Source organism: Corynebacterium sp. c25Ua_89 (assembly GCF_047459735.1).
Classification (GTDB): domain Bacteria; phylum Actinomycetota; class Actinomycetes; order Mycobacteriales; family Mycobacteriaceae; genus Corynebacterium; species Corynebacterium simulans.
The window spans coordinates 161,798-181,324 of record NZ_JASBOD010000005.1 but is presented as its reverse complement, the minus strand read 5'-3'; the positions used below and the strand labels follow the sequence as shown (position 1 = coordinate 181,324).

17 protein-coding genes, 1 tRNA gene and 1 pseudogene are annotated in these 19,527 nt (G+C 60.8%); 15 read left to right on the top strand and 4 right to left on the bottom strand.

Translation table 11 applies throughout. From position 1 onward, the window contains the following. Positions 1-985: 985 nt before the first annotated feature. The gene (locus tag QKB66_RS09235) at positions 986-1,222 is read left to right on the top strand and encodes an exonuclease domain-containing protein (RefSeq protein ID WP_235591099.1); all 237 of its coding nucleotides are present in this window, start codon (positions 986-988) and stop codon (positions 1,220-1,222) included. Here QKB66_RS09235 and QKB66_RS09230 read toward each other — a convergent pair. Both QKB66_RS09230 and QKB66_RS09225 read right to left on the bottom strand, forming a co-directional pair. After that, complete coding sequence (locus QKB66_RS09230) at positions 1,200-2,681, bottom strand: multicopper oxidase family protein (protein WP_061925641.1); 1,482 nt, start codon at positions 2,679-2,681, stop codon at positions 1,200-1,202. The two genes, QKB66_RS09235 and QKB66_RS09230, sit on opposite strands and share 23 nt — an antisense overlap. 71 nt (positions 2,682-2,752) lie before the next feature. Next, complete coding sequence (locus QKB66_RS09225; protein WP_023020258.1) at positions 2,753-3,322, bottom strand: CueP family metal-binding protein; 570 nt, start codon at positions 3,320-3,322, stop codon at positions 2,753-2,755. A gap of 404 nt (positions 3,323-3,726) precedes the next feature. Here QKB66_RS09225 and QKB66_RS09220 point away from each other — a divergent pair, with 404 nt between their 5' ends. The 3 genes from QKB66_RS09220 to QKB66_RS09210 all read left to right on the top strand — a co-directional run bounded on the left by QKB66_RS09220 (position 3,727) and on the right by QKB66_RS09210 (position 6,011). Beyond that, the gene (locus QKB66_RS09220; protein WP_414253172.1) at positions 3,727-4,449 is read left to right on the top strand and encodes a response regulator transcription factor; all 723 of its coding nucleotides are present in this window, start codon (positions 3,727-3,729) and stop codon (positions 4,447-4,449) included. Next, entirely contained in the window at positions 4,446-5,573 is a 1,128-nt protein-coding gene (locus QKB66_RS09215) for a sensor histidine kinase (RefSeq protein ID WP_414253171.1), read from the top strand. The genes QKB66_RS09220 and QKB66_RS09215 overlap by 4 nt, the downstream gene beginning before the upstream one ends. 111 nt (positions 5,574-5,684) lie before the next feature. Further along, positions 5,685-6,011 carry a heavy-metal-associated domain-containing protein gene (locus QKB66_RS09210; protein ID WP_414253170.1) on the top strand — a complete coding sequence of 109 codons (327 nt, stop codon included), beginning with the start codon at positions 5,685-5,687 and terminating at the stop codon, positions 6,009-6,011. A 6-nt stretch (positions 6,012-6,017) separates the two neighbouring features. On the opposite strand, the gene QKB66_RS09205 is transcribed toward QKB66_RS09210, so the two are convergent. Next, complete coding sequence (locus QKB66_RS09205; protein ID WP_414253169.1) at positions 6,018-6,254, bottom strand: hypothetical protein; 237 nt, start codon at positions 6,252-6,254, stop codon at positions 6,018-6,020. Here QKB66_RS09205 and QKB66_RS09200 point away from each other — a divergent pair. Both QKB66_RS09200 and QKB66_RS09195 read left to right on the top strand, forming a co-directional pair. Further along, on the top strand, positions 6,189-8,297 hold the full coding sequence (locus QKB66_RS09200) for a copper-translocating P-type ATPase (protein ID WP_414253168.1): 2,109 nt from the start codon (positions 6,189-6,191) through the stop codon (positions 8,295-8,297). The genes QKB66_RS09205 and QKB66_RS09200 overlap by 66 nt on opposite strands. Before the next feature lie 93 nt (positions 8,298-8,390). Continuing rightward, positions 8,391-8,757 (top strand): annotated as a pseudogene (locus QKB66_RS09195) (IS6 family transposase); the annotation flags it as partial. A 191-nt stretch (positions 8,758-8,948) separates the two neighbouring features. Here the strand turns inward: QKB66_RS09195 and QKB66_RS09190 are convergent. Continuing rightward, a tRNA-Leu gene (locus QKB66_RS09190) sits at positions 8,949-9,033 on the bottom strand. A 189-nt stretch (positions 9,034-9,222) separates the two neighbouring features. Between QKB66_RS09190 and QKB66_RS09185 the strand changes: the two genes are divergently transcribed. The 9 genes from QKB66_RS09185 (at position 9,223) to QKB66_RS09145 (ending at position 19,484) form a co-directional block, all read left to right on the top strand. Then, on the top strand, positions 9,223-10,056 hold the full coding sequence (locus tag QKB66_RS09185) for a DUF3662 and FHA domain-containing protein (RefSeq protein ID WP_284841526.1): 834 nt from the start codon (positions 9,223-9,225) through the stop codon (positions 10,054-10,056). 28 nt (positions 10,057-10,084) lie between these two features. Beyond that, positions 10,085-10,537, top strand: coding sequence for an FHA domain-containing protein (locus QKB66_RS09180; RefSeq protein WP_239240251.1), 453 nt, complete (start codon positions 10,085-10,087; stop codon positions 10,535-10,537). Further along, entirely contained in the window at positions 10,534-11,877 is a 1,344-nt protein-coding gene (locus tag QKB66_RS09175) for a protein phosphatase 2C domain-containing protein (protein ID WP_414253167.1), read from the top strand. Before QKB66_RS09180 ends, QKB66_RS09175 begins: the two co-directional genes overlap by 4 nt. After that, a complete protein-coding gene (locus QKB66_RS09170) occupies positions 11,878-13,230 on the top strand; it encodes an FtsW/RodA/SpoVE family cell cycle protein (protein ID WP_070433331.1) in 1,353 nt (450 codons plus the stop codon). Continuing rightward, positions 13,227-14,654, top strand: coding sequence for a penicillin-binding transpeptidase domain-containing protein (locus QKB66_RS09165; RefSeq protein ID WP_414253166.1), 1,428 nt, complete (start codon positions 13,227-13,229; stop codon positions 14,652-14,654). Before QKB66_RS09170 ends, QKB66_RS09165 begins: the two co-directional genes overlap by 4 nt. 2 nt (positions 14,655-14,656) lie before the next feature. Continuing rightward, positions 14,657-16,090 carry a protein kinase domain-containing protein gene (locus QKB66_RS09160; protein ID WP_414253165.1) on the top strand — a complete coding sequence of 478 codons (1,434 nt, stop codon included), beginning with the start codon at positions 14,657-14,659 and terminating at the stop codon, positions 16,088-16,090. A gap of 3 nt (positions 16,091-16,093) precedes the next feature. Then, the gene (pknB, locus tag QKB66_RS09155; RefSeq protein ID WP_414253164.1) at positions 16,094-18,037 is read left to right on the top strand and encodes a Stk1 family PASTA domain-containing Ser/Thr kinase; all 1,944 of its coding nucleotides are present in this window, start codon (positions 16,094-16,096) and stop codon (positions 18,035-18,037) included. Positions 18,038-18,106: 69 nt separating this feature from the next. Then, on the top strand, positions 18,107-18,379 hold the full coding sequence (gene crgA, locus QKB66_RS09150) for a cell division protein CrgA (protein ID WP_414253163.1): 273 nt from the start codon (positions 18,107-18,109) through the stop codon (positions 18,377-18,379). 16 nt (positions 18,380-18,395) lie between these two features. Further along, positions 18,396-19,484, top strand: coding sequence for a sensor histidine kinase (locus QKB66_RS09145; RefSeq protein ID WP_414253162.1), 1,089 nt, complete (start codon positions 18,396-18,398; stop codon positions 19,482-19,484). Positions 19,485-19,527 lie beyond the last annotated feature (43 nt).

Sequence of the window (19,527 nt, the reverse complement as noted above, 5' to 3'; positions counted from 1 at the left end):
GCTGAACCACGCTCGTTTCTGATGATCGGCCCATGTGCGATTTGTGCCGCGCCGAAGGCAACCGAATTGGCTCGAAGTTCCGTAGCGTTGAAAGTTTCCGCTCGAACCATAAGTCACCGGAGGTGCTCACCTTTGACGAACTTGTCGAACGTTCACCGTGGAGCGTGGAGCTTGCCGAGAGGCAGGAAGAGTCGGAAGCGGAATTTCCTGACTTCCCGTTCTCAGGAGCGCTCCTGCTCACGTCAAAAATTTACTTCTGTTGTGTAACCCGAGGCGAAACTGCGTGTAACCGGGGTGTTGCCGCGGACCTAATACATCTGGTCAGGAAGTTTCATAAAAGCCCCTCGTCCGTCACGGGGCTTTCAAGAAACATCTTCAATCTTTCCACGAAACCCCTGGCCGGCCGAAGGAAAACGGCGCTCAATAAAAGGAAACTCCCCTAGTGCTTCTCGTCGTTGGAAGCACTAGGGAAGAATCCATATCCGCAGTACGGGATATGCTCTTTGAAAAGCCATGCTGAGCTGCCATCGTGAACATCACACCATCGAAATCCGGAGATGGAAACCACAGAAGTTTCCACTCCGGTTCTTTTTATTTTCCTAGTCGCAGTTCTTCTGCTTAGTACGCAGCATATCCATGCTCATCAATCATGTACTGGGTAGCAGTATTTAATTCCTGCTGGGAAATATCCCGCAAACTCGGCCCCGCCGCTGACCCTCCCCAGTGGTCGTAGTAGCGGGGGTTGGGGTGGAGTTCGGATAGTCCTGCGAAGTGCTCATAGCACTAAGGCAACCACACCCACGCCCGCTACGAAAGGCCAACCACACTAACCTTGTGGACAACCCGCACAGGGCTAGTGTGGTTATCCACAGAAATCCACGTTGGTTGCAGTGTTCGATAGCGTTTAGGCGGGCATGTCGGTATGGGCCTCTTGGCTTGAGGCATAGGCTTTTTAGAAAACCTCCTCAACCGCTACACCCCACGCATGCCGTGCGAGCCGGTCTTTGCGGTCATTGATACCGAAACCACCGGCTTTAACAAGCGCTATGACCGCATCATTGGACTTGCTGCCATGCGCGCTGACGCGAACTTCAATCCCGTTGACTCCTGGCACACATTGCTCACCCCTGACACCAACGCCGTGTTCACTACTCGGGGGACACCCCCGCCCACCTCGGCATTCAACCCTGCTGTGGGGGTTACTCGTAGCGAAGCGAGCTGAGCATCCCGGTTTCCATGTGATAGGCGTTATGGCAGTGAAATGCCCACTCACCGGGGTTGTCAGCGATCAGGTCGGCGATCATGGTTTCACCGTGGCGGAGAAGGACGGTGTCCTTGCGTAGTCCGCCGCTGCCGGGCAGCGCCCACGTATGGCCGTGGATGTGCATGGGGTGGGGCATCATGGTCCTGTTGCGCATGACCATCCGCAGGCGCTGGCCCTCCTGCACGGTCGCGGAAGAGGATTGGCCGTCGGTGAGAATGCTCCATTCGTACGGCATCATCTGCCCGCCCAGGTCGATGCTGACTTCTCGGTCTGGTGTGTCCTCGGGTAGGAGTGCACGGTCTGCTGGCTTCAGGGAGGACAGAAGCAGTCCGGTGGACGACAACTCGGGGAAGTCGACATCGGGGTGGGGGGCCTGGCCGCCGGCGGTGCGGATGACGGCGAAGGCGCGGTCGTCCTTACCCACCGCCAAAGCCGTGAGCGGGAAGATGCCGTCGCCGAGGATGACCTCGACGTCGACACGCTCGCCCATCGACAGGTAGATCGATTCGGTCTCCCGGGGCTGGACGGGGAAGCCGTCGGTGTGGGTGACGGTCATGCGGTGACCACCGAGGGCCACCTTGAAGATGGTGTCACCGCCGGAGTTGATAAACCGTAGGCGGGCCTTGTCGCCCGGGTGAGCCTCGAAGGTCCGGTGAGCACGGGGGATACGTCCGTTGATGAGGTAGTGCGGATACATCACATCGCCGGCATCCCCGCCCAGTACCCGGTCCGGGGTGCCGTGCATCATATGGCCGTGGCCTCCCATCCCCTTCTTCCCGTTATGGTCGCCCGAACCCATTCCGGTGAGCTTGTCGAGCTCATCGTCGGGAGTGCCCTGAATGCCATCGACCCAGTCGTCGAGCACGATGGTCCACTCGACGTCCTGGTCCTCAGCGTCTTGCGGGTCACGGACTATCAGTGGGGCGTGGAGGCCGCGATCAAGCTGCAGGCCGGAGTGGGAATGGTAGAAGTAGGTGCCACCGTGGGGGACTTCAAAAACATAGGAGAAAGACTCGCCAGGTTCAATGGGGTCCTGGGTCATGCCGGGCACACCATCGGCTGCGTTGTGGAGTGCGATGCCATGCCAGTGGATGGAGGTGCTCTCAGGCAGTTCATTGGTGATATCGACCTGGAGGACGTCGCCGGCGGTGGCCTCAATGGCCGCATCCCCGGTGTCAGAGACGTATCCCCACGTCTTGGCTTCGATGCCGCCGATATCCAGAGAGAGGGGCCGGGCGGTCAGTGTCCGGCGCACCGTCGGCTCACCGAGCGCAGTGGGGGTGGGAGTGGGGCGAAGAGAGGAACCTGGTGCCGAGGCAGCGGGTCCAGGGTCGCTGGTGCAGGCGGCCACGGCCCCGGTGCCGGCAAGGACGAGCCCGCCGAGCAGAAACTGTCGTCGGGAAAATCCGTTCATCATGATTTAACCTTCCTTGGTGTTAGATTTCAGTGACACGGGAGACAGGCGCAGGTGAGGACCCTGCTGAGCCATCACGTCAGGTGCAGGTCTGTGACACAGGTGGCACCGTCGTCGGCGGTGGAAAACTCCGCGGTGCCGGTGCGCCCTTGGTAGCTGACCTCAATCAGGCCGGTGGCATCATCGGGAAGCCAGAAGCCAATAAACCCGTTGTCGAAGGTGGTTGTCGCCTCGTCCACCAGCACCTCACCGGTCGCCTCATCGGTGATCGTGACCTGGATATCCTCATTGTCGAGTTCCCCCAGGCAGGTCGTGAGGCTGTGGTAGAAGCAGTCGTGGGTGGAGGTGAGATAGGGTGCGATCGAGACATACGTCTGATTGTCGGGAAGATCGACCACGACTTCCTGGTCATCGCTCGAGAGCAGCAGTTCATCGGCACGCACTGAGGCGATCAGATCCGTGGGACGCTCAGTGACCTTCTGCCGGTCGAGGTGATCAATGATCTCCACCGCGTCCATGGCGGCCAGGCCATGGGTAGTCAGGAATGTATCCTGGGACACCGTCCCGTCGGCGGTGGGTTCCGGGTCCGCGGCCGAACACCCCGTGAGGGCGAGGGCGGCGGCTGCGATCGCTGCTCGTTTCACGTCAATCTCCTTGGATCGTGGTAAGACCGTGAGAAGGCACCGCCTCAAGGTCGATGCCATACCTTTATCTAGCACGGGTGCCTGACGGACTAGAAATCAAAAACCCTGCTCACAGCTTTATAACAGGGCGAAAAGAGGGTGAATTCGGTGGGCTGGGTCACCACCGGGACACCACCCCACAGCCGTGGGCGATGTCCTTCTACTCGCCCCGGGTATGCGGTGCAGGCAGTGAAATCCCTGGTGGCTCCTGCTGAACCGACCAGGGGAGGCGATGCTGCTGGCCCGGGGTGGGGCACAGGGGCGACGGCGGTCGAAGGGTGATGTTTGAAGATTTGATGAAGATTTCCCCGCCGGGCACTGAGTGAGGGTGGTATTCCCCCCTGACCGGAGCGATACTGGGGTCTATGGCTGACCGCACACCGACCACCACCACGCCCCCGGGGCGGGTGCTGGTCGTCGATGATGAACAACCCCTGGCTCAGATGGTGGCCTCCTACCTCATCCGGGCCGGTTTCGATACCCGCCAGGCGCACACCGGCACCCAGGCCGTGGACGAGACCCGTCGCTTTTCCCCCGATGTTGTGGTGCTGGATCTGGGGCTGCCCGAACTCGACGGCCTGGAGGTGTGCCGACGGATCCGCACCTTCTCGGACTGCTACATCCTCATGCTCACCGCGCGTGGCAGCGAGGACGACAAGATCAGCGGATTGACCTTGGGGGCGGATGACTACATCACCAAACCTTTTAGCATCCGGGAATTGGTGACCCGAGTGCATGCGGTGCTGCGCCGCCCGCGCACCAGCACCACCCCACCGCAGGTGACCACCCCCTTGATCGTCGGTGACCTCATCCTTGACCCCGTCGCCCATCAGGTGCGGGTGGGGGAGACGACCGTGGAGCTCACCCGCACGGAGTTCGAGCTGCTGGTTGCCCTGGCCCTGCGCCCCGGCCAGGTGCTGACCCGCCACGACCTGGTCACCGAGGTCTGGGACACCACCTGGGTCGGTGATGAACGCATCGTCGATGTCCACATCGGCAACTTGCGTCGCAAGCTCGGCACCGACACCCGGGGCCGGGGATTTATCGACACCGTGCGTGGCGTGGGCTACCGGGTGGGGCAGCCATGAATCACGGACCCGGCCTGACCTTCCGCTTCCTGGCCGCCCAGGTGTTGGTCGTGGTGATTAGCCTGCTGGTGGCCGCGGCCGTGGCCACGATGGTCGGCCCGACCCTATTCCATGATCATATGTTGATGACCGGCCGGGAGGACCCCTCGCTGGAGCTGTTCCATGCCGAGCAGGCCTACCGGGGTGCCAACCTGATCACCCTGGCCGTCGCCCTGCCCACCGCCTTAATCAGCGCCCTACTGGCCAGCCTGTGGTTATCGCGTCGTCTGCGCACCCCCCTGCAGGATCTTACCCACGCCGCTACCAGCCTGACGGCCGGCAACTCCCGTATCCGCGTGCCCACCGGAAAAACAGGCCCCGAGGTCACCACCCTGGCGCATGCCTTCAACACCATGGCCGACCGGCTGGAACACACCGAACAGGTCCGCCGCCAGATGCTCTCTGATCTGGCCCACGAAATGGGCACCCCCTTATCGGTGCTCACGGTCTACCTCGATGGTCTCCAGGACGGGGTCGTGGACTGGAATAATGCCACCCACACGATCATGGCTGACCAACTCACCCGCCTGACCCGGTTGATGGAAGACATCGACGATGTCTCCCGGGCCCAGGAACGCCGGATCGATTTGGACCTGGCGGAGGAAGGGCTCGGGGATCTGCTCCATACCGCCGCTGCTGCCGCGGGGGAAGCTTATGCTGACAAAGGCGTCGATTTACGGGTCGAGACCATTACAGACACCGCCCGGGTGCTCGTGGACCGGCAACGCTTCGGCCAGGTGATGAGCAATCTGCTGTCGAACGCGCTACGGCACACCCCGGCCGGCGGGCAGGTCCGGATCAGCGTCCACCGACAGGAGGCGTCCACCGCGCTCATCCACGTCGCCGATGACGGCGAGGGCATCCCACCTGACCAGCTCAGATACATCTTCGAACGCTTCTACCGGGGGGATGCCGCCCGCAGCCGGGACGACGGCGGGTCCGGTATCGGTCTGACCATCTCCAAGGCATTGATCGAGGCCCACGGCGGCACTCTCACCGCCACCTCCCCCGGACCCGGTCGCGGAGCGGTGTTTGCCCTCCGCCTCCCGCTGTCCCCTCCCGACAGTGAGGAGGCTGCTCAGTAACCACACCCTGCCCCGCGTGAGAGCCGCGCCGCCACCCATTGAAAATATACCCCCGGGGGGTATACGCTAGAGTGGCATCACCGCATCCCACCGACTCGTAGGAGCTTTCCCATGATCACCTCCCCGCCCCGCCTCTTGCCGATGGCCTCCCACGGCTGCAGCTGTTGCGGACCTGCCTCACGTGCCGACACCGCCTCCATCCCTGCCGCCAGCGACTCGTCAGCAGGAGGGTCCTCCCCTAGCTACCAGGTCACCGGCCTGACCTGCGGGCACTGCGCGAAAAGCGTGACCCAGGCCCTTCAGGCCCTCCCCCAGGTCGACGACGTCCAGATTGATCTCGCTGCTGGTGGAGTTTCCACCGTCACGGTCACCGGTGTCGTACCTCCGGAGATGGTTCGCCGGGCCATCGAGGAGGCCAGCTACACCGTCTTATCCTGATCAGTTTTACCCATCATCTCGACCCCGACCGGGTTGAGCGAAAGAAACGTCATGAGCACTCCCCACCATTCCGGTGATCACCATGGTGATCACCCCGCTCCGGAAACAGACCACACCCACCACCCGGATCATGCCGGCCACGAACACCACGCGGATGCCGACACCCACGGCCAGGCGATGCCCCACGATCACACGCACGCCGCCCTGGACGAAGACCACCACGTGCATGGTCACGGCGAACACGCCGGACACAGTACCGCAATGTTTCGGGACCGTTTCTGGTGGTCGCTGATTCTGTCCATTCCCGTCGTTATTTTCAGCCCCATGGTCGCCCACCTGCTCGGCTACCACCTCCCGGCATTCCCCGGATCCACCTGGATCCCCCCGGTGCTAGGCACGATCATCTTCGTCTACGGCGGAACGCCTTTCCTCAAGGGCGGATGGAAAGAACTGAAATCCCGCCAACCCGGGATGATGCTCCTGATCGCCATGGCCATCACCGTGGCGTTTGTCGCCTCCTGGGTCACCACTCTGGGGCTGGGCGGTTTTGAGCTGGACTTCTGGTGGGAGCTGGCCCTGCTGGTGACCATCATGCTGCTGGGCCACTGGCTGGAGATGTCCGCTCTCGGGGCTGCGTCCTCCGCGCTTGATGCGCTGGCTGCCCTGCTGCCGGATGAGGCCGAGAAAGTCATCGACGGGACCACCCGCACCGTGGCCATCTCCGAGCTGGTCGTCGACGACGTCGTGCTGGTGAGGGCCGGTGCCCGGGTGCCGGCCGACGGAACCATCCTCGACGGAGCCGCCGAATTCGATGAGGCGATGATCACCGGCGAATCCCGTCCCGTCTTCCGCGACACCGGTGACAAGGTGGTCGCCGGTACCGTGGCCACCGACAACACCGTCCGCATCCGGGTGGAGGCTACCGGCGGGGACACCGCCCTGGCCGGGATCCAACGCATGGTTGCCGACGCCCAGGAGTCCTCCTCCCGGGCCCAGGCCCTGGCGGATCGGGCGGCGGCGTTGTTGTTCTGGTTCGCGCTGATCTCCGCTCTGATCACCGCGGTGGTGTGGACCATCATCGGCAGCCCGGACGATGCCGTGGTGCGCACAGTCACGGTGCTGGTCATCGCCTGCCCGCACGCCCTGGGCCTGGCGATTCCGCTGGTCATTGCGATCTCCAGCGAGCGGGCTGCGAAATCCGGGGTGCTCATCAAGGACCGGATGGCGCTCGAGCGGATGCGCACCATCGACGTGGTGCTCTTCGACAAAACCGGCACCCTGACCGAGGGTGCGCACGCGGTCACCGGTGTCGCGGCAGCTGTCGGCGTCACCGAGGGCGAGCTGCTGGCCTTAGCCGCCGCCGCGGAGGCCGACAGCGAGCACCCCGTGGCCCGCGCCATCGTGGCGGCCGCGGCCGCCCATCCCGAGGCCTCCCGTCGGCAAATCCGTGCAACTGGTTTCAGCGCCGCCTCCGGCCGGGGGGTTCGGGCCACTGTCGATGGCGCTGAGATCCTCGTGGGCGGGCCGAACATGCTGCGCGAGTTCAACCTCACCACCCCGGCCGAACTCACCGACACCACCAGCGCCTGGACCGGGCGTGGGGCCGGTGTGCTCCATATTGTCCGCGACGGTCAGATCATCGGTGCGGTGGCCGTCGAGGACAAGATCCGCCCCGAATCCCGCGCCGCCGTGAAAGCCCTGCAGGACCGCGGGGTGAAGGTCGCGATGATCACCGGCGACGCGCAGCAGGTGGCCCAGGCGGTTGGTCAGGACCTAGGCATTGATGAGGTCTTCGCCGAGGTCCTGCCCCAGGACAAAGACACCAAGGTCACGCAGCTGCAGGACCGGGGTTTGAGCGTGGCCATGGTCGGTGACGGTGTCAATGACGCCCCCGCTCTGACCCGCGCGGACGTCGGTATCGCCATCGGTGCCGGCACGGATGTGGCCATGGAATCTGCCGGGGTGGTCCTAGCCAGTGATGACCCGCGGGCAGTGCTGTCGATGATTGAGCTGTCCCAGGCCAGCTACCGCAAGATGATCCAGAACCTGATCTGGGCCTCTGGCTACAACATCCTCGCCGTGCCGTTGGCCGCCGGAGTGCTCGCCTCGATCGGGTTCGTGCTGTCCCCGGCCGTGGGCGCGATCTTAATGTCTGCCTCGACCATCGTGGTGGCCCTGAACGCCCAGCTGTTACGCCGCATTGATCTGGATCCGGCTCACCTGGCTCCGACCGAGTCGAAAGAGGAACACACCACGCCTACTCCGGCATCCACCGCCGTCCACTGATCCACCACTTCTCTCCACTGCCCCCATATGACCCTGAAAGGTGCTGTTGCAAAGTTGGGGCAGTCGGAAGAGTGACGTGAAATAGTCACAGTCATGGGTATCTTTTCCGGTCGTCATTTCCCCCGTGACATTATTCTGTGGGCAGTAGGTGGTACTGCCGCTACGGGGTGAGCTACCGCGCTCTGGAGGAAATGATGACTTCAGCGGGGCGTGCCGGTCGATCACACCACGATCTACCGCTGGGTCCAGAAATACGCCCCTGAGCTGGACAAGCAAACGGCAGGTACCTGACTGGCAGGCTAGTTCCTGGCGGGTGGATGAGACCTATATCCGGGTCGGCGGCAGGTGGTGCTACCTCTATCGGGCGATCACCGCCGGTGGCCAGACCCTGGACTTTTACCTCTCTCCGAAGCGAAACGTGGCCGCAGCGAAGCGTTTCCTGGCCAAGGCCCTCAGATCAAGACAACAAGCAAGATGACTTGTTGACACCATCGAAAACAAAGGCACGAAAGCCGAGAGCGGGAGTTCGGATGTAAATCCCCACACTTACAATCCTCGACCGCCAAAGTTTAGAAAAACAAAGAAACCGGAGGTCATGAACCCTTTCGAGTTTGTTACCTCCGGTGTCGCAGTTTGTACAACTGCTCAGCGTGCCCGGGGCGGGACTTGAACCCGCACGTCCTATAAGGACACTGGCACCTGAAGCCAGCGCGTCTGCCAATTCCGCCACCCGGGCTGGGTATTGAGTGTCTTGGCGACCAATTAACATTAGCATGCAGTAGCTAAGAATCTACAAATCCGCAGGCAAACACGAAGTTTTCTGGGGAAAAGCCCCTTAAAAGCATCGGAACTTTAGGCGGCGCGGCTACGTTTAGAAGGGGTAGGCACCCTATAATTAGCCTGTCATAGAAAAGGAGGACAGCACGTGGCAATTTTTGAAAAGCTCGCGAAGCTGGATTCCGCCATGCAACGAGGCTTGGACAATGGCATGGCCTTTGTCTTCGGAGGCAAGGTCGTTCCCGCGGAGATTGAAGAGCTCCTCAAGCAGGAGGCGCAGGACAATCTCGCACGCGGTGATGACGAAAACCTCTACAGCCCCAACGTCATGACAGTAGGCGTATCTTCCAAGGACTTGGAAAACCTCTCCCGTGACCCAGATCTGCCCGCAGATTTCGCCGACCAACTCACCCGCTTTGTTAGAAACCACGGCTGGTCATTCGCCGGCCCTGTCATCGTACGCATCGCGGAGGAATCAGGATTGCGTACAGGACAGCTTCGAGTGTCTTCGTTTATTGATCACGAACCCGCCGAGGAAACCGGATTCGACGCAATCTTCCACGAAGACGATGGTCAGGAGGACCACATGAGTAACCCGTTTAATGCAGACGAGGCAGCAACCACCACCTTTATGGCACCGGATCAAAATCCAGAGCAGCCACACTCGCAGGGCCCCGCAGTGAACTTGATGCTGCAAGATGGTTCCTCCCGCGTGTACCACGTGCAGGAAGGTTCCAACATCATCGGCCGCAGCAACGACGCCGACCTTCGCCTGCCCGACACTGGCGTTTCCCGCCAGCACGCGGAGATTACGTGGAACGGACAGGATGCCGTCTTGGTAGATTTGCAGTCCACCAACGGCACCACCGTCAACGAGACGCCAATTGAAAACTGGCTGCTGGCCGACGGAGACGTCATCACCATGGGACATTCCCACATCGAGGTCCGTATCACCGGCACCGAGAACAACCACAACTACTAAACCCCACCGAGAAAGTAAGGAGGTCACCATGGATTCAGTCGTTTTGCTAGTTCTTCGCATCGGCCTTCTGGCACTGTTGTGGCTTTTCATCCTGGTGGCCTTGAACGCAATGCGCCGGGACGCCAATAAGGCTGCCGGCGTCTACCAGCCTTCGACGCAGGCGAAGGCCACTCCGCGGCGTCGCGAAACGCCCAAGCAGATCAACATCGTGGACGGGCCCCTGCGTGGCTCCCACATGCAGCTCGGCACGCTCGAAGAGTGCACCATGGGCCGTGCGCAGGACTGTGACTTTGTCACCGGCGATGACTTTTCTTCCGGTCATCACGCGCGCCTATTCCGCCGCGGCAGCGAGTGGTTTGTGGAAGACCTGGAATCCCGCAACGGCACCTTCGTGGGTGGCGTTCGCATCGATCAGCCGGAGCGAGTTGGCGTTGGCACCGACATCAAACTTGGCCGCACGACCGTGAGGTTGATGGCATGACTTTAAGCCTTAAATTCACCGCGATCACAGATCGCGGTCTAGTACGCCAAAACAACGAGGACAGCGCCCACGCTGGTCCCCATCTTTTGTTATTGGCAGACGGAATGGGCGGCCACGCCGCCGGCGAGGTGGCCTCCCAGCTCATGGTTGAGCACTTGGAGCACCTCGACCAAGACCCCGAAGACAATGACATGCTCGCGCTGCTGGGCGCCGCGGCAGAGGATGCAAACGCGTCCATTTCCGCACACGTCGAGCAGCATCCAGAGACCGAGGGCATGGGCACCACGCTTACCGCGATGATGTTCAACGGCACCGAGTTCGGCGTATGCCACGTAGGTGACTCCCGCGGCTATCGCCTGCGCGACGGCAAGCTGACCCAGGTAACGCGCGATGACACGTATGTGCAGTCTCTGGTGGATGAGGGTCGCCTCGACCCCGAGGACGTTTCCTCCCATCCGCAGAAGTCGCTGATTCTCAAGGCCTACACTGGTCGCCCGGTGGATCCCACCTTGTTTATGTTGGATGCCAAGGTCGGAGACCGCCTGCTGCTGTGCTCCGATGGTCTTTCGGATCCGGTTACGGCAGCCACCATCGAACTGGCACTTTCGCAAGGCACGCTTGACGACGCCGCGGTTACCCTCCGCGATCTCGCCCTGCGTTCTGGTGGCCCAGACAACGTCACCATCGTCTTGGCCGAGGTAGTCGAGGGCAAGGGCGATAGCTCGCCGGTCAAGGTCGGCGCCATCGCAGGCGTCGTGCCTGAGCCGACGCACCCGGATTCCTCCGCCAGCCGTGCGGCTGCGCTAACAAGGCCACGAGAGGCGTCGCCTGCGCCCCAAGAAGAGGAAGACGACACCGAGGAACCTCACAGTCCAAAAAAGAAAGTTGGTTGGAAGGTAATCGGCGCCCTCGTAGTGGTGCTCGCGCTCGTCATCGGCGGCGAATTCTGGACCAAGAACGAGATTTCTAACAACTTCTACGTCGCCACCGACGAAGAAGGGGCACTCAGCATCGAGCAAGGCGTAGATTTCTCAGTCTTTGGGCGTTCTTTGCACCACAAGTACCAAAATGCCTGCGTCGATAAAGCAAATACGCTGCGTCTCGGGTCCACTCCGTGTGAGGGGGATTTCGCCCCGTTCAAGGTCACTGACCTGCCAGATTCCGAGCGCGCGGCCGTAGATAACCTGCCTTCGGGTTCCTATGCCGAGGTACAAACCCAGCTTTCGAGCCTGTCCTCCAAGGCACTCAAGCCGTGCATCAGCACGCCGAGCAAGAAGACGGACGAGAAGCTAGAGAAGAAAACCGCTAAACCAGGAATCACGTGCCGGGAGGTGAGCTAAGTGAAGAAGATCTTTTCCCGCGGCACTGAGCTCGGGCTGCTGATTCTGGCGGCCGTGGTCTTTGCCATCACCACCGTCAGCCTGGAACTTTCCCAGGGCAACATTTTGACCATGGACGTCCTCTACCTCATCGGTGGATTCATCGGCGTCTTTACCGTCGCCCACCTGGTGCTGTGCTTCCTGGCGCCGCATTCGGATCAGCTCATGCTGCCGATTGTGTCCCTGCTCAATGGCACCGGCCTGGTCATGCTGGCGCGCCTCGACCTCGTCAATGATGGTGTCCTGGCCCGGCGGCAAGTGATGTGGACGATCGTCGGCCTTATCCTCTTCGTGCTGGTGCTGGTTGTATTGCGGGATCACCGCTCCCTTACCCGCTACTCCTACATCCTGGGCGCAGCCGGCCTCATCCTGCTGGCGCTGCCGCTGGTGTGGCCGCAGCCGCCGGGAGTCGAGGCGCGTATTTGGCTGTGGCTGGGCCCATTTTCTATCCAGCCTGGCGAGTTCTCGAAGATCATGCTCATCTTGTTCTTCGCCATGTTGCTTACCCAAAAGCGCTCACTGTTCACCGTTGCCGGTTACCGCTTCTTGGGTCTTTCCCTGCCGCGTCTGCGTGACCTCGCGCCGATTCTGGTGATTTGGGGAATCGCCATCGTGATCATGGGCATCTCCAATGACTTCGGCCCGGCGCTGCTGCTGTTCAGCACCGTCCTCGGCATGCTGTTTATGGCAACTGGCCGTGTCAGCTGGCTGCTCATTGGCTTGCTCTTGGTAGGCGTTGGTGGTTTTGGCATCTACCAGATCTCTTCGAAGATCCAAACGCGCTTTTCCAACTTCCTGGACCCGCTGGGCAACTACGACAGCGGCGGTTACCAGCTTTCCCAGGCACTGTTCGGCATGTCCTCCGGCGGCATCTCCGGAACGGGCTTGGGCCAAGGCCACCCAGAGATCGTCCCAGTGGCGCACTCCGACTTCATCCTCGCCGGCATCGGTGAGGAGTTCGGCCTCATTGGCCTAGCCGCCGTGCTGGTCATGTTTGGCATGCTGGCTTCTCGCGGTTTCAATACCGCGCTGAAGTCCCGTGATTCCTACGGCAAGCTGGTTGCATCCGGTTTGTCGCTGACCCTGGCAGTCCAGGTCTTCGTGGTCACTGGCGGTATTTCCGCCATGCTGCCGATGACCGGCCTGACCACCCCATTTATGTCGGCTGGCGGTTCCTCGCTGATGGCTAACTACATGCTGCTGGCGATCCTGCTGCGCATCTCTAACGCGGCTCGTCGCCCAGCGCGTGAGACCAGCAGCAATGCGCCTACCGATACTTCCATGTTCCCCGCCGTACAGGAGGCAACCCGATGAATAAGTCGATCCGCCTCGTCTCTCTCTTTGCCATCCTCTTGACCGCAGTGTTGCTCGTAAACCTCACCGTGGTGCAGGCATTTTCAGATGACAAGTACGCACATAACCCGAAGAACATGCGCGGTTTCTACGCCATGCAGACCACCCCGCGTGGCCAGATCTTCACCGGCGATACGGTGCTGGCTAAGTCCACCGAGGATTCCGAGGGCAAGTACTCGCGTTCCTACCCCACCGACTCGCCGGCCTTTTCCAACATCACCGGCTACCTTTCCACCCAGTTCGGTGCTTCCCAGTTGGAGGCTTCCCAGAATGAGATCCTCAACGGCACCGACGATTCCCTCCTCACCCAGAACTGGCTCGACACCATTTCCGACAAGGAAAAGGTAGGCGCCAACGTCGAGGTCACCATCGATCCTGCGCTGCAGCAGGCGGCCTATGATCAGCTGGTTGGCCCGGGTTACAACGGCGCAGCGGTGGCCATCCAGCCTTCCTCTGGCAAGATCCTGGCCATGGCTTCCTCTCCGAGCTACAACACCAATGATCTCCTCGGTGAAAACGCCGACGAGACCTGGAGCGCGCTGCAGGAGCAGGAGGGCAACCCGCTGCTCAACCACGCCACGCAGGAAACCCTGCCTCCTGGTTCCATCTTCAAGATCATCACCACGGCCGCCGGCCTCAACAATGGTTTCAACCCCAGCTCCTCGCTGACGGGTGCTAAGTCCATCGTGCTGCCGGATTCCGTGACGGAGCTGACCAACTACGGAAACGAGGTGTGTGGCGGCTCCCAGTCCGTTACCTTGCAGACTGCCTTCGCCCTTTCCTGCAACACCGCCTTTGTGGAGATGTCTGAATCCATCGGCGCTGAAGAGTTGCGCAAGTACGCCGAGGCTTTCGGCGTGGGCGAAAAATATGATCTCGGGGTCAACAGTGCTGCCGGTAATTTGGGCGAGCTCGCCGACGGCGCGCAGGTTGCCCAGTCCGTCATCGGTCAGCGAGACGTGACCATGTCTGCACTGCAGGCGGCCATTATGGCTGGCACCATTGCCAACAAGGGCAAGCGCATGGAGCCCTACCTCATCAACCGCATCACTGATGCGCAGATGAATGAGATCCGCGCGACCAAACCTCGCCAAGCCAAGCAAGCGGTAACGGAGGATGTTGCGAACACGATCAAAGAAATGATGTACAGCTCGGAGCACTCGACCTTCGGCTACGATGGCAACTCCTTTGCTTCCAAGACCGGCACCGCAGAGCACGGCGAAGGCCTGCCTCCACACGTGTGGTACGTCGCGTTCGATCCGGACCGCGACATTGCCGTCGCCGTCGTGGTCAAAGACGGTGGCAATCTCGGCGAGTCTGCCACCGGCGGCCAGGTTTCTTCCCCTATCGGACGCGCCATCCTGCGCGCATATGGAGGACAGTAAAAGTGAGCAACTCAGATAATAAAGAGCATCTCCAAGCCCTCATCGGTGATGATTACCAGCTGCAGTGGATCATCGGCCACGGCGGCATGTCCACGGTGTGGCTGGCTGACGACGTCCGCGGTGACCGCGAGGTAGCAATCAAGGTACTGCGCCCTGAGTTTTCTGATAACACCGAGTTCCTCAGCCGCTTCCGCAACGAGGCTCAGTCGGCAGAGTCGATTACCTCTGAAAACGTGGTGGCCACCTATGACTACCGCGAGCTCGAGGACAACGGCCGCACCTTCTGCTTCATCGCGCTCGAGTACGTCCGCGGCGAGTCCCTCGCCGATCTTCTAGCCCGCGAGGGCGCCCTGCCGGAGACCCTCGCGCTCGATGTCATGGAGCAGGCAGCGCATGGCCTCGCCGTGATCCACCGCATGGGTTTGGTGCACCGCGATATCAAGCCCGGCAACCTCATGATCACCCAGAACGGGCGGGTCAAGATCACCGACTTTGGCATCGCCAAGGCAGCAGCTGCGGTTCCACTCACGCGCACCGGCATGGTGGTCGGCACTGCGCAGTATGTCTCCCCAGAGCAGGCACAGGGTCTCGATGTCACGCCGGCTTCCGATGTCTATTCCTTGGGCGTCGTGGGCTACGAGATGCTCGCCGGCAAGCGCCCGTTTAGCGGCGATTCCTCGGTGTCCGTCGCGCTCGCGCACATCAGCCAGGCGCCGGAGCCACTCTCGACGTCGATTAGCGCCCCTGCTCGTGAGCTCATCGGGATTTCTCTGCGCAAGGATCCCACCACCCGTTTTGCGGACGGCAACGAGTTCACCAACGCCGTCGCCGCAGTGCGCAACGGCCAGCGCCCGCCACAGCCTAAGTCGGGGGCATTGGCACCAATGGCGGCCGAGCCTTCCCCTTCCGCGTCCACGGAGATGCTCGCCAGCGTGGCCAACCCCAAGACCGCCACCCCGGAGCGCGCCCCAGTCAAGGACACCCCACACCCCGTGCCAAAGGAGAAAAAGAAGGGCTCCGGATTTGGCGTAGGCCTTCTTATTGCTGCCGCATTGGCCGCCTTGGCGGCATTGGGATTCTTCGCGGCAAACTTCTTCAAAGGCGCAGGCGAGTCCACGGAGCCCACCACTCCGCCGGAATCCATCGTGGTTACGGAGTACCGCGATCCCGTAACAACCGAGGACGTTACCCCCGAAGAAACCACGGAAGATACCCCTGAGCAGGTCACTGTCACCACCACACACTCGGTTGAGGAGGAGACACCTACGCAGGAGAAAACCACCCCGAACCAGCCGGTTCATACCCCCACGCAGCAGGAAATCCCTACTACTGTCCAGCACGAGACCGATGTCAATGAAACGCCAAACTCTCCAACCGCAGTAGACTCGCTGCCTGATAACCCCCTAGAAAATCTACTACCCCAGGATGGTGCCTAGAACATGGTCAATGACCGCTACCACCTTCGCCAGGTCATCGGATCCGGCGGCATGTCTGAGGTTTATGACGCCGAAGACACGGTTCTGGGGCGCGCGGTTGCTGTCAAGATGCTGCGCCCCGAAATGGCGCGTGACATTAATTTCCGCGAGCGCTTCCGCCGCGAGGCTCAAAACTCCGGCAAACTGAATCATCCCAACATCGTCTCTGTCTTCGACACCGGTGAAAAGAACGTCGATGGCATTACGATCCCCTACATCGTGATGGAGCTGGTCAACGGCCGTACCCTGCGCGATATCGTTCGTGAAGACGGCCCACTTCCAGCTCAGGAGGCAGCGCAGCTACTAGCACCCGTGGCAAATGCACTGCAGGCTTCCCACGAGGCCGGCATCATTCACCGCGACATCAAGCCCGCCAACATCATGCTCACCAACACCGGCCAGGTGAAGGTGATGGACTTCGGCATCGCGCGTGCGCTCGATGATTCCACCTCCGCCATGACACAGACCTCTGCGGTCATCGGCACCGCTCAGTACCTGTCCCCGGAGCAGGCTCGAGGCAACCCAGCCGACGCCCGTTCCGATGTTTACGCATTGGGCTGCGTGATGTACGAGGCCGTCACCGGCCGCACCCCTTTCGAGGGCGAGACTCCGTTCGCGGTGGCGTACCAGCACGTTCAAGAAGAGCCGATTCCGCCTTCGCACTACATCAACACAGAGGGCCTTTCGAACACCCAGCGCCTCAACATCGATGCGGTCATTCTGACTGCCATGGCCAAGCACCCAGCGGATCGTTATCAATCCGCCTGGGAGATGAGCGAAGACCTGCAACGTATGGCAAACGGCCAGCTCACTGAAGCTGCGCGCGGCCACGTCAGCGAGGAAGAGCAAGCGACTTCGATGGTGGCGCCAGTGGTCGGTGCACATCGCGCTCCTGTGCAATCCACTCGTCCTGACAAGGACGAGGAGGGCGGCAATGGCCTAAAGTGGCTCGCGCTTTTCTTGGCGGGCCTGTTGGTTGCCATCATGGGCTACTTTGCATGGGACTTCTGGAATGCCTCGCGCGAGGAGGACCGTGCTGCTCAGCAGCAGCAAGAGGAGGCGACCGCCCGCGCCAACATGGTCATTGTTCCGGAGGTAGAAAAGCGCCCACGCAACGAGGTCGTCGCCGAGCTCGAGAAGATGGGCCTGCTGGTTTCCGTCAACGAAGAAGCTAACCCAGACATCGAGCGTGGCCAGGCAATCCGCGTGAACCCTGCGCCGGGTTCGGAGCTGCAGAAGGGTTCCTCGATTACGTTGACTATTTCCTCCGGTGACGAGATCACCGATGTGCCGGATCTCTCCGGTATGACCTTGGAAGAGGCGGGCAAGGCGCTTAGCGACGCCGGGCTTTCCCTCAACGAGCAGGTCGAAGAGGAAAACGACGATACTCCTGCCGGCCAGATCATTTCTCAGAATCCCGCCGGCGGCTCGCAGCTATCTAAGGGCTCAAAGGTCAAGGTCACCGTGTCCAAGGGCAAGGAGGAGGCGAAGGTCCCTGACGTAACCGGTATGCCACAAGACCGCGCTGTCAGCATGCTGGAGTCGGTGGGCTTTGAGGTAAACGTCAACGTCGTGGACTCTCAGGAGCCGGCGGATCGAGTTTTGTCCGTAAGCAACCAGGGCGGCAAGCTGGCCAAGGGTGAGACCGTCACGATTGAGGTCTCCAATGGCATGCTCATTACGGCACCGAACCTGTTGCACAAGACGCCTTCTGAGGCTGAGTCCGCACTGCGCTCTGCCGGCTGGCAGGGTAGCGTGCGCAACGGCCCCGTTGTTCCTACCGGTGCGCTGGTGGATAACGGCCGCGTGGGCTGGGCTTCTGTGAATGCGGGCGATACCATTCGCAAGAACGCAACCGTGGAGCTCCGCGTCTGGGAATTCACCGCCACGGAGCTGCTCCCGCGCTAGTAGCAGGCGAATTTCGCCTGCTAAAGTAACCGTAAAAAGAATGACTAAAGAAAAGTTGAAGGTTTAGCAATGCCAAAGTCAAAGATCACCCAGAGCTCGAGCGTTCCGCAGTCCTCTAGCTCTGCGGCCAACCGAACTCCGGTCAAGATCAATTCCGAGGGCACGCCGAAGTGGTACATCGCCATCATGCTGGGCCTGATGATCATCGGCCTGCTGTGGCTCGTGGTCAACTACTTGGCCGGCGAGTCCATCCCATTCATGCAGGAACTGGGCCCATGGAATTACGGCATCGGTTTCGGCCTAGCCATCATCGGCCTGCTCATGACGATGGGCTGGCGCTAAACTTCATCCCCCTGTCATGAGCTCTACGAGGTTCTATAGCTTCGCCGGCGTCGGCTTCATCATCGCCGTGATGCTGACCGTCGCCATCGATCCTTCTGTCCTCACCCCCGGCGCGCTGTTGCTAGCGGCCCTCGGCGTTGCTCTTACCCCGCTTGGTATGAACCACCCGCTGTGGGCGGCTGCGGCATATAGCGTGCTTTTTGCTATTTGTGGATGGCATCCCGAATGGCGCTCCTTTTTATTAGTGGCATGGAGCGCGGTAATCGTGGGTCTTATTTCTTATCGTCGCCCATGGACGCATGCGGTGATGCCTGGGCTGGTGTTGGTTTTACTCTCCATCATCGATCCCATCCACGGCATCTTGGCCTCCCTCGACCTCTTTAGCTTCTTGCTGGTCGCCGCCATCAACGTGACAGGAATCATCTTTGGTGTCTATTTAAAGAAGGCGCGGCAGCGGCAACTGGCAGCCGAGCAAAGAAGCCAGGAATACCGGCATGCGCTGATGACTACGCTGCATGACTCCGTAGCGACCACGTTGACCTCGGTGGTCATGCGCTCGGAAACACTCGGCCTTCTAGAAACCAACCCGAAGGTGGCTGAGAACGCCACATCCATCGCAGATGATGCGCGCAAAGCGATGGGAGAGGTCCGCGATCTGCTCCGGTTGATGAAGAACGAGGATGCACCGCTGCCGAATGCAGCACGCTCCACCATCGCAGAAGAACTGGAAGAGATGCAGAGCTTCCTGAAAAGCCATGGTTTCGAATGCACTGTGAAAGGAAAGCTCGGGAAATTGGCGCGTTCCATGGCTTTGCCCAACGATCTGCATTTGGTCTTTTCAGAACTTAGCGCCAACTTGATCAAATATGCCGAAGCAGGTTCCGAAATCACCATCCGGCTACGACGCAATTACCGCGGTCTCGATATGGAAGTCCATTCACTCATCGCTGGAGCCCAGGCAGATCAACATATGACGACTGGACTGGGTCTTTCAGAAATCGAAAAAAGAGTTACTGCAGCAAACGGCACTTTCAGCAGCGGCCCCCACAATGGTAAGTGGGTAAGTGCGCTTTATATCCCATTTTCCAGCATGGTGCGCAGATAAACTTACCTTGTAGTAGGCTAAGGCCCATCGTCTTTATTTCTCG